The 12,807-nt window shown below is 70.6% G+C and carries 13 protein-coding genes and 1 pseudogene; 6 read left to right on the plus strand and 8 right to left on the minus strand.

Annotated features, from left to right (window positions below; all coding sequences use genetic code 11):
• Nucleotides 1-207: pseudogene (locus VJS38_RS14950) on the minus strand (histone deacetylase family protein); the annotation flags it as partial.
• On the opposite strand from VJS38_RS14950, the gene VJS38_RS14955 reads away from it, so the two are divergent.
• From VJS38_RS14955 to VJS38_RS14965, 3 genes are all read left to right on the plus strand, one after another.
• Nucleotides 206-781: a GNAT family N-acetyltransferase gene (locus tag VJS38_RS14955; protein WP_324088947.1), complete on the plus strand. Its 576-nt coding sequence runs from the start codon at nt 206-208 to the stop codon at nt 779-781. The pseudogene VJS38_RS14950 and the gene VJS38_RS14955 overlap by 2 nt on opposite strands.
• A 148-nt stretch (nt 782-929) precedes the next feature.
• The gene (locus VJS38_RS14960; protein WP_324088948.1) at nt 930-1,421 is read left to right on the plus strand and encodes a recombinase family protein; all 492 of its coding nucleotides are present in this window, start codon (nt 930-932) and stop codon (nt 1,419-1,421) included.
• 110 nt (nt 1,422-1,531) lie between these two features.
• Nucleotides 1,532-2,707: a VWA domain-containing protein gene (locus tag VJS38_RS14965; protein WP_324088949.1), complete on the plus strand. Its 1,176-nt coding sequence runs from the start codon at nt 1,532-1,534 to the stop codon at nt 2,705-2,707.
• Between the two features lie 89 nt (nt 2,708-2,796).
• Here VJS38_RS14965 and VJS38_RS14970 read toward each other — a convergent pair whose 3' ends face one another.
• Entirely contained in the window at nt 2,797-4,245 is a 1,449-nt protein-coding gene (locus tag VJS38_RS14970; protein ID WP_324088950.1) for a UdgX family uracil-DNA binding protein, read from the minus strand.
• Nucleotides 4,246-4,494: 249 nt separating this feature from the next.
• Between VJS38_RS14970 and VJS38_RS14975 the strand changes: the two genes are divergently transcribed.
• The 3 genes from VJS38_RS14975 to VJS38_RS14985 are packed head-to-tail and all read left to right on the plus strand — an operon-like array spanning nt 4,495 to nt 8,660.
• Nucleotides 4,495-6,765, plus strand: coding sequence for a hybrid sensor histidine kinase/response regulator (locus VJS38_RS14975; RefSeq protein WP_324088951.1), 2,271 nt, complete (start codon nt 4,495-4,497; stop codon nt 6,763-6,765).
• Nucleotides 6,766-6,769: 4 nt separating this feature from the next.
• Nucleotides 6,770-7,405, plus strand: coding sequence for a methylamine utilization protein (locus tag VJS38_RS14980; RefSeq protein ID WP_324088952.1), 636 nt, complete (start codon nt 6,770-6,772; stop codon nt 7,403-7,405).
• A gap of 1 nt (nt 7,406) precedes the next feature.
• Nucleotides 7,407-8,660 (plus strand): hypothetical protein, encoded by a 1,254-nt coding sequence (locus VJS38_RS14985; RefSeq protein ID WP_324088953.1) that lies wholly within the window; start codon nt 7,407-7,409, stop codon nt 8,658-8,660.
• Nucleotides 8,661-8,666: 6 nt separating this feature from the next.
• Here VJS38_RS14985 and VJS38_RS14990 read toward each other — a convergent pair whose 3' ends face one another.
• From VJS38_RS14990 to VJS38_RS15015, 6 genes are all read right to left on the minus strand, one after another.
• Complete coding sequence (locus tag VJS38_RS14990; protein ID WP_324088954.1) at nt 8,667-9,686, minus strand: alpha/beta fold hydrolase; 1,020 nt, start codon at nt 9,684-9,686, stop codon at nt 8,667-8,669.
• A gap of 340 nt (nt 9,687-10,026) precedes the next feature.
• Nucleotides 10,027-10,668, minus strand: coding sequence for a glutathione S-transferase family protein (locus VJS38_RS14995; RefSeq protein WP_324088955.1), 642 nt, complete (start codon nt 10,666-10,668; stop codon nt 10,027-10,029).
• Complete coding sequence (locus tag VJS38_RS15000) at nt 10,665-10,937, minus strand: DUF3253 domain-containing protein (protein WP_324088956.1); 273 nt, start codon at nt 10,935-10,937, stop codon at nt 10,665-10,667. The genes VJS38_RS14995 and VJS38_RS15000 overlap by 4 nt, the downstream gene beginning before the upstream one ends.
• A 31-nt stretch (nt 10,938-10,968) precedes the next feature.
• Nucleotides 10,969-11,520, minus strand: a complete 552-nt coding sequence (locus tag VJS38_RS15005; RefSeq protein ID WP_324088957.1) for a hypothetical protein — start codon at nt 11,518-11,520, stop codon at nt 10,969-10,971.
• 62 nt (nt 11,521-11,582) lie between these two features.
• Complete coding sequence (locus VJS38_RS15010; RefSeq protein ID WP_324088958.1) at nt 11,583-12,173, minus strand: TMEM175 family protein; 591 nt, start codon at nt 12,171-12,173, stop codon at nt 11,583-11,585.
• 164 nt (nt 12,174-12,337) lie between these two features.
• Nucleotides 12,338-12,807 (minus strand): globin domain-containing protein (locus VJS38_RS15015; RefSeq protein WP_324088959.1); only part of this gene is annotated, 470 nt, incomplete at its 5' end.

Consider the following 12,807-nt stretch of genomic DNA (forward strand, 5'->3'; position numbering starts at 1 on the left):
CGTCAGGATGCGCTCGACATAGGCATGCGGATGAACCAGCTCCAGGTCGCCCCGCTCCGCCAGCGGCGCGTCGGAGGGGATCAGGCAGAGGTCGGGCGCGTCCTCCAGCGCCGCGACCACGGCGGCGAGCCGCTCTGGCCGCTCCGGATGCCATTCGCCGGGACGGTGGTCGAACATGTCGGCGTGGGTGTAGAGCGCCACATCCATGACCCGCCTATCAAAGACCGAACCCGGCCCTTTGCAAGAACCGATCCTGCGCCGCGCCACACTCGCCGACGCCGAGACGCTGTCGGTCATTGGCGCCGCGACCTTCACCGAGACCTTCGGCCACCTCTATCCGCCGGGCGACCTGGCGCGCTTCCTCGCGGAGGCGCACGGCCTCGAACGGATCCGCGCCGACCTCGCCGATCCGGCGCAGGCCCTCTGGCTGGCGGAGGCGGCCGGCGAGGTGGTCGGCTACGCCCTGGCCGGCCCCTGCGGCCTTCCGCATCCGGAGGTTCGACCGGAGGATGGCGAACTGAAGCGGCTCTACCTGCTGCGCCGCGCCCAGAGCGGCGGGCTGGGCGGCCGGTTGCTGGACGCCGCGCTCGGCTGGCTGATTCAGGCCGGGCCGCGGACGGTCTGGATCGGCGTCTGGTCGGAGAACTTGGGCGCCCAACGGCTCTACGGGCGACGCGGTTTCGTCAAGGTCGGCGAGTATGGCTTCGCCGTCGGCCAGACGGTCGACCGGGAGTTCATCTTGAGGCGGTGTGCGGAGAGATTTTCTAATGAGGCGCCCTAGCTTAATTGAAGCAGACATGTTTTCGCCTAAGTGAAGGGCGTTCACCGAAGAAAATTTCAGCGAATTAACCTGCGACCGTCGGCTGCAGGGCGGACATTTCGGATTTTAATGTTATATGGGCCGTAACCAAGGAGGGACTCGGGGCGAGATGTTGAGGATCGGCTACGTTCGCTTGAGGGACCAGGATTCGGCCGCCGAGACGGCCACCCTGAAAGCGCTCGGCTGCCACGTGGTCCGGGCGGAAGAGCCGCACGTCGGCGGGGCCGACGAGGCCGCGGTCCTGCTCTCCATCCTCGACTTCGTCGGGGCCGGCGACCAGCTGGTCGTCACCCGCCTGAACAACCTGGGCGCCTCGGGCCGCGCCATCCTCGACGTGCTCGACCGGCTGCAGCAGCGCGGCGCGGTGCTGGTCGTGGCCGAGCCCGAGCTGACCAGCGAAGGCGCGGGCGGTCGCGCCCTGCGGGCCGCGCTGGAAGCCGTCGCCTCCATCGAGCCTCACCCCGTTCCGCGCCGCCGCCGGCCCGCCGCCGACGAGATCCTGGAGCTGCAGCGCGCCGGCGTCGGTCCGGTCGAAATCGCGCGGCGCCTGGGCGTCTCGCGCATGACCGTGTGGCGCAAGTTGAAGGCCGTCGAGGCTTAATCTCCCCTCCCCACCCTGCTCGCCGGAGCCTGTCCTCAGGCCGGCCGTCAGCCGGTCCCGGGGGCGAGCTGTCCCTCCCCATTAAGGGATGGATGGCCTATCCTTGAACGATGTTCATGCGTTTCTTCACCGAGCTGCGCGAGGCCAAGGTCCCGGTGACCTTGAAGGAGTACCTCGTGCTGATGGAGGCCCTCGACCGGGCGGTGATCGACCGGCGGGTGGACGACTTCTACTATCTGTCGCGCGCGGCCCTGGTGAAGGACGAGAAGAACCTCGACAAGTTCGACCGGGTCTTCGGCCACGTGTTCAAGGGGCTTGAGCGCGTCGACGACGGCCTGGAGGCCGACATCCCGGCCGAATGGCTGCGGAAGATGTCCGAGAAATTCCTCACCGAAGAGGAGAAGGCGCAGATCGAGGCCATGGGCGGCTTCGAAAAGCTGATGGAGACGCTGGCCGAGCGCCTCAAGGAGCAGCAGAAGCGCCACGAGGGCGGGAACAAGTGGATCGGCACCGGCGGGACCTCGCCGTTCGGCGCCTACGGCTACAACCCCGAGGGCGTGCGCATCGGCCAGGACAAGGGCCGCCACGGCCGCGCGGTGAAGGTCTGGGACAAGCGGGAGTACAAGAACCTCGACGACTCCGTCGAGCTCGGCACGCGCAACATCAAGGTCGCGCTGCGCCGTCTGCGGCGCTGGGTGCGCGAGGGCTCGGCCGACGAGCTCGACCTGCCCGGCACCATCCGCGGGACGGCGGAGAAGGGCTACCTCGACATCCAGCTGCGCCCCGAGCGGCGCAACAAGATCAGCGTGCTGCTGTTCCTCGACATCGGCGGCTCGATGGACGCCCACGTCAAGGTTTGCGAGGAGCTGTTCTCGGCGGCCCGGGCCGAGTTCAAGAACATGGAGTTCTTCTACTTCCACAACTGCCTCTACGAGGCCGTCTGGAAGGACAACCATCGCCGCCAGGCCGAGAAGATCCCGACCTGGGAGGTGCTCCACAAGTTCCCGCACGATTATAAGATCGTGTTCGTCGGCGACGCTGCCATGAGCCCCTACGAGATCACCCACGCCGGCGGCTCGGTGGAGCACTGGAACGAGGAGGCGGGCGCAGTCTGGCTGCAGCGCGTGGCCGACATCTATGAGCACGCGGTCTGGCTGAATCCCACCCCCGAGCGGCAGTGGGGCCACACGCCGTCGACCGCCCTGATCAAGCAGTTGATCGGCGAGCGCATGTTCCCGATGACGCTGGAGGGCCTGGAGCGGGCGATGAAGGAGCTGGCGCGCTGAGCGGCGCTCACCGCGGCTTGGCCAGCACCCCGCGCCCTCCAGCATGGCCGCGCGCTTGAGCGGCGGCGGCAAGGCCTCGGGTGATAAGATCAGGCCGCCAATTCCCAGGCGAACTTGAGATCCTCGACGAACATTGCGTAGGCCCTGGCCTTGGCGGCCGCGTCGGGCGCCCGCAGCAGGTAGGAGGGATGGTAGGTGACCACCCCCTGCGCCTGATCCGGCAGCTGGATGGCCTGCTGGCGCATCTTGGCGATCGGCGTCGGCTTGCCGAACACCGAGAGCGCCGCGGTGGCCCCCAGCGCCACCACGACCCTGGGCCGCACCAGCCGGCGCTCGGCCTCGATCCACCAGCGGCAGGCGACGACCTCGCCGGCGTCCGGCGTCTTGTGCAGCCGTCGCTTGCCGCGCAGCTCGTGCTTGAAGTGCTTCACGGCGTTGGTGACGTAGGTCTGCGCGCGCGGCACGCCCGCCTGCGCCAGCGCCTTGTCGAGCATCTGGCCGGCGGGGCCGACGAACGGCAGGCCGGCGAGGTCTTCCTGGTCGCCGGGCTGTTCGCCGACGAACATCAGCCGTGCGCTCCCCGGTCCCTCGCCGGCCACGCCCTGGGTGGCCTCGCGCCACAGCTCGCAGCGGCGGCAGAGCTGCACGCCGGCGGCGACCTCCTCGAGGCTGGTCGGCGCCTGGCCGTCGAAGGGCGCATCGCGGCTGGCGCGCTGGGCGGCGCGGACGATGCGGCGGGCAGGTTCGGCGGGAGACTGGCGGACCATCTCTTCGACTTGCGCCTCGGCGCGGGCGACCAGTTCGGGAATGAGCCGGGCCTCGGGCAGGTTCCGCCAGTAGCGCTGCGGCGTCTCGCCGCGCATCGGTTGCGGGTTCCGCCGCGCCGGGTTGAGGACCGAGGCGCAGTAGGTGCGCCAATACGCCTCCAAAGCCTCCGCCGCCGGCGCGTCGGCCGGGTCGGCGCCCGGCGTGAAGGCGAGCGCCTTCGTGTCCCAGTGCACGCAGACGTCCGGCGTCAGGATCGAAAAGCGCATGTTGGCGAAGCGGCGGGCGAAGAAGGGAGCGACCCGCTCGGCCACCCGATGCGGCGGCTCGAACCAGGCGACATAGGCCTCCCCGCTCTCGGCGTCGTGGACCAGCCGGAAGCGGACGAAGGCCTTCATCTTCTGCACCGCCTGGTCGATCTGGCGGGCGTAGGCGCGCGCCTTGGCGACGTCGGCGTCAGCGTCGGCGCGCAAGAGGTTCGGCTCGCCGGCCATCCGCCAGAGCAGCCGGTAGAGCAGGTCGAAGCGCTCGTCCGACCGGTGCAGCACCACCGCCTCGGCCAGCGCCATGAACTCGCGCGGGACATAGAAGATCGAGCGCTCGACCGATGCGCGCAACGGCGATTCTCGGGCAAGCGGAGCCGCCGCGCCGAACAGCTCGCCATCCACGGTCCAGAGCACATCCTGGGGCCGCATGCCGCGGGCGCGTAAGGCCCGCGCGGCGCCGCGCCAACCCTCGAAATCAGTCTCCGAGCCCAGACGCACCACACGCATCGGAAAAGCCTCAGTTCTCCAGCCGACACCTCGGGTCGAGAACCGCCATGCCGACAATTCTAGCGTTCCGTCTTTGTTCTTACAATCCGTTTCATATTACACTCAGATTACAGAACATGGCCGAGCTGCTCGGTCCGGCTGGTCAGGAGGCCGCCGGCAGGTGTTGCGAACCGCCCGGCCGCCTCCATTCAGAGGCTATTAGAACCTTGCGCCCACAGTAGAGGCGGTAACGACGACAGGATTCGGGCTTTGCGACACTCTGCGCCGGCGGACGACGGAGAGCGCCTTTGCGGGCTTCCCCGCCGCATCGCGCAAGTCGCGCGCTGGACGCCCCGGTTCCGGCATTTCCGCACCAAGCTGACGGTCTATTCCGTGGTGCTGATCGCCCTCGTGCTGTGCGGCATCGTCGGGGCGGCTTACGTCTCGGTCGAGCGCAACACCGAGCGCGCCGTCAGTCATGAGCTCGCCGCCAGCGCGGTGGTGTTCGACCGCGTCTGGCAGCTGCGCAACGCGCAGCTCGAGACCAGCGCCGGCCTCCTGGCCCACGACTTCGGCTTCCGCGCAGCGGTGGCCACCCGCGACCAGGCCACGATCCGCTCGGCCCTGCAGAACCTGCGCCGGCGCGTCGGCATGAAGCTGGGCTTCGTCGTCGACGCCGACGGCCGGGTGCTGGCCAGCGAGGGGGCGGGCTCGGCCGCCGCGGCCGCCGCCTGGCTGCACGACGCCGGCGTCAACGATCCGGCGAGCGGCGTCCTGCTGTTCCAGGCGGGCCCGCACCAGACGGTCTCCGCTCCCGTGCTGGCGCCGACGCCGATCGGCGAGGTGGTCTTCGCCACGCCGCTGGACCAGCAGGAGCTGGCGGCCCTGGTCCGGCTTTCGCCGATCGCCTTCCACGCCCGTCTCCTGGCGCAGAGCCCGGACGGGCGCTGGATCCAGGGCGCAGAGGGCCTCTCCGCCGACGAGCTCAACCACGCCGCGGCGGTCCTGAGGGCGGCCCCGAGCCAGCGCCCGACGGCGCACAGGATCGGCCCGTGGATCGAGATCGTCCGGCCGCTGAGCACCATCGGCCCGGCGAATACGGCGCTGCTGCTGCGCTATCCGCTGGCCGAGGCGCTGGCGCCCTACCGCGGCCTGCTGGCCATCGTCCTGCTGAGCGGCGGCGCGGGCCTGGGCCTGTTGGCGGCGGGCGCCTGGGCGGTGGCCCAGCAGGTCACCCGCCCCCTGGCCGCGCTGAGCGTCGCGGCCGAGCGGCTGGAACGCGGCGAGCACGGCGCGGTCGCGGTCGAGGGGCGCGACGAGATCGCCGCCCTGGGCCTCAGCTTCAACCGCATGGCCGAGGGCATCGCCCGGCGCGAGGCGGCGCTGGAGCAGGCGCGCGACGAGGCCCAGGCCGCCAACCGCGCCAAGAGCGAGTTCCTGGCCAACATGAGCCACGAAATCCGCACCCCGCTGAACGGAGTGCTGGGGATGACTCAGGTGCTCGCGCTGGAGCTCGAGGACAGCGCCCAGCAAGGGCGGCTGAGCATCATCCGCGAGTCCGGCGAGAGCCTGCTGGCGCTCCTGGACAGCATCCTCGACCTTTCGAAGATCGAGGCCGGCCAGCTGGAGATCGAGATCGGCGACTTCGACCTCGCCGCGGCCGTGCAGCTCGCCGCCGCCCCCTTCGCCGCGCTGGCGGCGCACAAGGGAATCGCCTTCGAGGTCGCCCTCCGGGCGGACGCCGGCTGGCGGCGCGGAGACGCGCTGCGCCTGCGCCAGGTTCTGTCGAACCTCGCCTCCAACGCCGTGAAGTTCACCGAGGCGGGCGCCGTCCGCCTCGCCGTGGAGTGCGGGCCGCGGGTCGTGCGCTTCGAAGTCGCGGACACCGGCCTCGGCATCCCGCAGGATCGGCTGGCGGAGATCTTCGAGCGCTTCGCCCAGGTCGACGGCTCGGCCACCCGCCGCTTCGGCGGAACCGGCCTCGGACTTTCGATCTGCCGCGACTTGGTCGGCCTGATGGGTGGCGACCTGACGGTCGAGAGCGAGCTCGGCCGCGGTTCGACCTTCGCGTTCGAGCTTCCCCTCGAGCCGGCGGCGGCGCCCTTCGAGCGCGCGCCGGAGGAGGCGGCCGCGGAGCCGGCCGGCTTGCGCATCCTGGCGGCGGAGGACAACGAGACCAACCGGACGATCCTCGCGGCCCTGCTAGAGCCGGCGGGCGTGGCGCTGACCTTCGCCGTCACCGGGCGCGAGGCGGTCGCAGCCTTCACCGGCTCCGCCTTCGACATCGTGCTGATGGACATCCAGATGCCGGAGATGGACGGGGTGGAGGCGACGCGCGCCATTCGGGCGGCCGAACGCGGCCGCCGCACGCCGATCCTGGCGGTCACCGCCAACGTCATGACCCACCAGGTCGAGGAATATCTCGCCGCCGGCATGGACGGGGTGGTCGCCAAGCCGATCCAGGCCGACCGGCTCGTCGAGGCTATCGAGGCCGCGCTCGAGCAGGCCGGAGACGTCGCCGATGGCGCGGCGGCGGCCTGATCCGATGCGGTCTGTGCGTGCAGGCGCCGCGGCGTTCGCCCTGGCCCTGAGCCTCATCGCCCAGGCGCGGGCCGCCGACCTCAAGGTCGCCGTGCTGGGCGTGAAGGGCCGGCCGGTGGCCGACGCCGTCATCATGGTGCGGCCGCAGGGGATGGGGAACCCGGGACCGATCCGCTTCCCCTGGCCGATGGTGGTCGAGCAGAAGGACATGCGGTTTCGGCCCTTCGTGCTGGTCGCGCCGGTCGGCGCGGAGGTCGCCTTCCCCAACCACGACCCGTTCCAGCACCACGTCTATTCCTTCTCCCCGGCCAAGAGCTTCGAGCTCAAGCTCTACGGCCACGACGAGACCCGCCGCGTACGCTTCGACAAGGCGGGGCTCGTCTCGCTGGGTTGCAACATCCACGACGACATGAGCGGCTTCATCCGCGTGGTCGACACGCCTTACGCCGCCAAGACCGACGCCCGCGGCGAGGTGGTCGTCCACGACCTGCCGGCGGGACCGGCGCAGCTTTCGGTCTGGCATCCCTACCTGCGCGGCGGCCGCGATCTCGTGCGGCCGATCACGATCCCCGCAGGCGGCGGCGCGCTCACCGTCACCGTCGATCTGAGGCCCGCGCCGATGCCGCATGGCGCGTATTGAGATGCGGCCGAAAGCCTGGCTCCGCGCCGCGGCGCTCGCCCTCGCCGCCCTGACGAGCTCGGGCGGCGCGCAGGCGCAGGACGCGATCTTCGGCCGCGACACGTTCAAGGGCATGGCGGAGATCCGCTGGGCCGGGACCGACGGCGAGCGCAGCTGGGTCCAGGGCGGCTTCGGCAAGAGCGCGGTCCCCGGCGGCGGCGACGGCTGGCGCGGCGCCGCCGGCCTGAGCCAGGCGGTGGTCGAATGGCGGCCGCGCATCGGCTTCGGAATTAGCGCGGTGGTCAGCGGCCAATGGCAGGCGGACACCCATCCCAAGCTCGACCTCGACGAGGCCTTCCTGAAGCTGAAGGCGCCGCCGAGGCCCTACGGCCGCCTCAGCGGCCGGGTCGGTTACTTCTATCCGCCGGTCTCGCTGGAACATGGCGGCGTCGGCTGGACGACGAGCGACCTCTTGACCGCCTCGGCCCTGAACAGCTGGATCGGCGAGGAGGTCAAGGTCGCGGGCGCGGAGCTCAGCTTCGAGCATCGGTTCGGCGACCACGAGGTCACCGCGACAGGCGCCGTGTTCGGCTGGAACGACACCTCCGGCGCCCTGGTCAGCTTTCGCGGCTGGGCGCTGCACGGGGTGCGGACCGGCGTGCAGACCGAGTTCTCCCTCCCCCCGCTGACGCCGTTCCTGACGCGCCACCAGGACGATGGGACCTATCCGGCCTGGGAGATCGACAATCGGCCCGGGTACTATGCGCGCCTGGAGTGGCGGCCGCCGGCGCCGGTGGCGCTTTCCGCCTTCCATTACGACAACCGCGGCGACCGGACGAGCGTGCGCGACCTGCAGTGGGCCTGGGAGACCCGGTTCACCTCCGTCTCGGCCCTGTGGACGCCGGACCAGGCGACCCGCCTCCGCGCCCAGGCGCTGGCGGGGCGCACCTGGATGGGCTTCTCCCGCCCGGAGACCTGGGTCGACGTCGGCTTCCGCGCCGCCTACCTGATGGCGACCCGCGACGTCGGGCCGGGCGCGCTCAGCCTGCGCCTCGACGCCTTCGACGCCCACGACCACACCTTGCGCAAGCTCGACGCGGCGGACGAGCACGGCTGGGCGATCACCGGCGGCTGGCGCCAGCCGCTCGCCGCGTGGGCGGACCTGTTCCTCGAAGCCCAGCAGATCGACAGCAAGCGGCCCGGACGGACGCTGGCGGGCGACGCGCCGAAGCAGGACGAGACCGTCCTGCAGACCGCGGTGCGGCTGCACTTCTAAGGTATCCTACCCGCCTCCCGCCCCGGAGCTGGCCGCCTTGAGCGCCGGCGCGCCGGCGATCGGCGGGACGCCCGAGGGCAACGGCGCCGAAGGGTCGCGGACGAAGGCCAGGACGTCGCGCCAGACCACCTCGCCCTGCAGGTCGCGCATCAAGAGGTGGTAGCCGTTGGCGTAATAGGCCGTCTGGTCGCTGGCCTTCAGCTTGCGCGCGGCCGCCAGGGCGGCGTGCCGGGGGATGATTTCGTCGTGCGCGCCGTAGAGGTAAAGCGTCGGGGCCTTGATCCCGCCGATGGCCTCGGCGCCGTGATCCATCAGGCCGACCAGGCCGTAGAGGGCGTCGGAGCGCGCACCCCAGACCATCAGCGGGTCCTGGCCCATGGCGATCAGTTCCTCCCGGTTGTCGGTGGCCGTGATCTTGCGCGTGAGCCACGAGGGCGGGGTGTAGACCTTGGCGGCGCTGAAGTTGGCCGCCAGCCACAGCAGGGTCTTGTAGGGCAGCGGCTGCGCGCTCCAGCCCCACACCGCCGGCGACAGCAGCACCAGCCGGTCCGCGGCCGGCGGCCGGTCCGAGGCGAAGGCCTCGGCCGCCACTGCGCCGCCCATGCTCTCGCCGGCCACGGCGATGACGGCGTGCGGGTAGGCCTGGCGCGCCAGGGCCACGACGGTGCGCAGGTCCTCCACCATCAGGGCGTCGCCGGCCCAGATCCCGCGCTGCGGCGAGCGGCCGAAGCCGCGCTGGTCGTAGGCGATGGTCGTCACCCCCTGCTCGGCCCACCAGGGCGCGGCGAGGTGAAAGGCGTTGGCGTAGTCGTTCATGCCGTGGAGGCCGACGATCACCGCCCAGGGTTCGCCCTTGGCCTCCCAGACGGTCAGGCCGAGCCGCGCGCCGTCGAAGCTGACCACCGCATGGTGGTCGAACCGCGGGCCCGCGAAGCCGACCGGCGTCCTGCCCGGCGCCTGGACCAGCATCGGCGTGCAGGCCGCCAGCGTCAGGGCGGCGAGGAGAACGGCGAGAATGCGCGTCATGGACTAAGGATGGCGGCCAGACAGCAGGTCCGCTCGCCCCATAGATAAGCGACAACCTCGTCCTTGAGCCAGAGGCGGAGCGCCGCAGGCCGGTCCGGGCGCCCCTTCCTTTCCCGCGGTACGCGGGAGAGGGGGACCATCGGCCGAAGAGCCGATGGTGGAGAGGGCAAGCCTCAGGCTCGGCGGATCGACCGGGCCGCGCGGACCTCTCCGGATAAGGCTTTCCCTCTCCACCACGCGCTCTCCAGCCGGCTAGCGCCGGCTTCGGCGCGCGGTCCCCCTCTCCCACTTCGTGGGAAAGGAAGGCCAACAACCGGACAAAGGTACTAGGCGGCGGCCCTCAGGCGGCCAGGAACGCCCTCTCCTTCTCGATCAGGCCGGCGAACGACGGGCGCGCCAGGATGCCGGCGAGGTAGGCCGCGGTCTTCGGGTGGGTGGCGGGATCCACCACGCAGTCGGCCATGGCCATGGTGGCGAAGGGGCTGGCGACGGCGATGTCGGCCAGGGTGAAACGGTCCTCCACCAGGTAGCCCGAGGCCGGAATCACCCGCTCCAGATAGTCGACCAGCTTCGGGAACTGCTCGCGCTGGGCCTGGTCGGCGACCGCCGGATCGGTTTCCAGCCCCAGGAACTTCGGCCCGACCACGCGGGTGAAAAAGATCTTGCCGCCGCAGTCGCAGGCCAGAGTGTCGGCGAACTCCTCGTAGAAGATGGTCCGCGCGCGGGCCTTGGGCTCCAGCGGGATCAGGTTCGGCTCGGGCTTGATGGCGTCGAAATAGGTGACGATGGCGGTGGAGTCGGCGAGCATGAAGTCGCCGTCCTTCATCGCCGGGATCTTGCCGAAGGGGCTGGCCTTGGCGAAGTCCGGCCCGGTCGCGCGGCTGCCCCCCGGCTGCGGGTCGAAGGGGATGCCCTTCTCGATGGCGAACACCATCGCCTTGCGCACGAAGGGCGACATCGAACTGCCGTAGATGACGATCATTGACCGGTCTCCTGTTGAACCTGCGCCGTCTGCGGCAGCCGCAGCCGGTAGACGCCCCTGAAATCATTCGGATCGGCGGGCTTGCCGTGACGCGTGATCACCAGCCGATCGGCTCGCGCCAGCCCGACGGCGGTCGCGCGCACATGACCCAGCAGCCGGCGCCAGCCCTCCGGATCCACGGCGCGGGCCACCTCCTCCGGCGAGATCGACTTCCCGGCCGGGACCTTGGCCAGGAGGTCGAAGATGACGGTCTCGACTTGGGCGCTCATCGGCCGCCTCGCTCAACGGTTTGGGGGATGTTCACTTGCACGTCTTGTCGTCCGGCGCAGCGGTGAAGCCGGCCACCGCCACCGCGGCGATCGGCGCCGGCCAGGACTGTGAATTGGTCCCGCCCGCAGGCGCGGCGCAGACCTTCACCGCGACCGGCTTCAGCGCCCCGTCCTGAAAGGCCAGCACGGCCGCCCGGTAGAGCACCGGATGGTCGAGGCCGTTCCAGACCTTCAGATAGGAGGCCTTCTTCTGCGGCGATCCGTCGAGCGCGATGGCGAGCTTGCCAGGGCCGGGCGCCTCGAAGCTCTCCTTCACCTCGCCGGCGGGATGGGCCATGGCCAGCTCCCCCTTCTCCACCGAATCCAGCGCCGGCTCGCCCTTGTCGTCGAGGTGGAAGACGGCGCGATCGCCGAAAACCACCTGCAGCGCCGGCCCCGGCACGATCTCGGTCTTGCCGCTGAAGCCGCCGGCGGGCTGGGCCGGCGCGGTCTCGGGAGCGGGCGCCTCCTCGGCGCGGGCGCCCTCGGCGGCGAGGACCAAGGCGGCCGCGGCGAGCGCCAATGCTGTCCTGCGGGCTTGCATCCGACCTCCTCGCGCTGCGCCGGGCACCCTAGTGAGCATGACGCCGCAGGGCAAACCGCCTCTCAGGACGCCTCGGCGTCGCTCTTCAGGCGCTGTTCGATCCGCCGGTCGGGGATCAGCCACATGAGGGCTACGGCGGTGTAGAGCAGGCCCGAGATGCGGGTGTCGATATAGGCGAGACCTGCGCCTGCGAGATAGAGGAAGGGCGAAAGCTTGCCCTTCAGGTCGCCGCCCAGCGCCCGGTGCAGCGGCGAGGCCGGCCCCTGGCCGCGGATGATGACCTGCTGCAGGACCAGCCATGCAAGGGCGGCCGTCAGCAGCGACAGGCCGTAGAGGGCCGTCGGCGTCGGGGCGAAATGGTTCTCGCCCATCCAGGCGGTGGCGAACGGGATCAGCGACAGCCAGAACAGCAGGTGCAGGTTGGCCCACAACATGCCGCCGTCGACGGTCTGCACCAGCTGGAAGAAGTGGTGGTGGTTGTTCCAGTAGATGCCGACGTAGACGAAGCTCAGCACATAGCTCAGGAACACCGGCCATAGCCTGAGGAGATCCGAGAGCTCCGTCCCGTGAGGCGGACGCATCTCCAGCACCATGATGGTGACGATGATGGCCAGCACCCCGTCGGTGAAGGCCGTCAGGCGATCGCGCTCCATGCTGTCTCCGTCTGCCGTTCCCCGGGGGATTCATAGAGGCAGAACGCCCCCTCAGTCAGCTTCGCTGACAGCTCCCCCGCCAACGGGAGAGATGGCTCGCGAAGCGAGACGGAGGGGGCGTTCTCGGCGAGGGAGCCCGCTCAAGACCGCGGGTCAAGCCTACGTCAAGCCGCGTCCGGCTCGGCGTCGACGTAGAGCTGGGCCTCGCGGGCGATCAGCACGTCGGCCAGGAGCCAGTAGGCCTCGCCCCAGGCGGCCAGCACCTCGTCGGTCGCGGCCTCGCCGAGCACGTCGCGGATCGCCGGCAGCAGGGCCTCGGCGACCTTCGGATAGTGCTCGGGCTTCACGTTGGTCGCGACGTGACGTTCGGCCATGCGCTCCACCGCGCTCGCCAGCGCCGGCAGGTTGTCGACGTTCTGCGCGAAGGCGACGATCGCAGCGGCCAGCCGCTTCGGCTGCTCGCCCGAGGCCTGGGCCGCTTCGTCGAACAGGGCCTTGATCTCGGCGTCGACGAACAGCCGCTCGTACATGCGCTTGGTGATGGCGAGGCCGTGCTGCACCAGCACCGGCGCGGTGGCCTTCACGGTGGCGATCGTCTGCGGCGACAGCGTCTTGGTCATGGAGCGATCCTTCG

This window comes from Phenylobacterium sp. (genome assembly GCF_035276905.1).
GTDB lineage: Bacteria > Pseudomonadota > Alphaproteobacteria > Caulobacterales > Caulobacteraceae > Phenylobacterium.

What these genes read in the sequence shown, in the direction of transcription:
- VJS38_RS15000 (WP_324088956.1), bottom strand. Translation starts at nt 10,937, where the DNA reads ATGAGCGCCCAAGTCGAGACCGTCATCTTCGACCTCCTGGCCAAGGTC.
- VJS38_RS14980 (WP_324088952.1), top strand. Translation starts at nt 6,770, where the DNA reads ATGCGGTCTGTGCGTGCAGGCGCCGCGGCGTTCGCCCTGGCCCTGAGC.
- VJS38_RS14970 (WP_324088950.1), bottom strand. Translation starts at nt 4,245, where the DNA reads ATGCGTGTGGTGCGTCTGGGCTCGGAGACTGATTTCGAGGGTTGGCGC.
- VJS38_RS15010 (WP_324088958.1), bottom strand. Translation starts at nt 12,173, where the DNA reads ATGGAGCGCGATCGCCTGACGGCCTTCACCGACGGGGTGCTGGCCATC.
- VJS38_RS14965 (WP_324088949.1), top strand. Translation starts at nt 1,532, where the DNA reads ATGTTCATGCGTTTCTTCACCGAGCTGCGCGAGGCCAAGGTCCCGGTG.
- VJS38_RS14995 (WP_324088955.1), bottom strand. Translation starts at nt 10,668, where the DNA reads ATGATCGTCATCTACGGCAGTTCGATGTCGCCCTTCGTGCGCAAGGCG.
- VJS38_RS14955 (WP_324088947.1), top strand. Translation starts at nt 206, where the DNA reads ATGACCCGCCTATCAAAGACCGAACCCGGCCCTTTGCAAGAACCGATC.
- VJS38_RS14960 (WP_324088948.1), top strand. Translation starts at nt 930, where the DNA reads ATGTTGAGGATCGGCTACGTTCGCTTGAGGGACCAGGATTCGGCCGCC.
- VJS38_RS14985 (WP_324088953.1), top strand. Translation starts at nt 7,407, where the DNA reads ATGCGGCCGAAAGCCTGGCTCCGCGCCGCGGCGCTCGCCCTCGCCGCC.
- VJS38_RS15005 (WP_324088957.1), bottom strand. Translation starts at nt 11,520, where the DNA reads ATGCAAGCCCGCAGGACAGCATTGGCGCTCGCCGCGGCCGCCTTGGTC.
- VJS38_RS14990 (WP_324088954.1), bottom strand. Translation starts at nt 9,686, where the DNA reads ATGACGCGCATTCTCGCCGTTCTCCTCGCCGCCCTGACGCTGGCGGCC.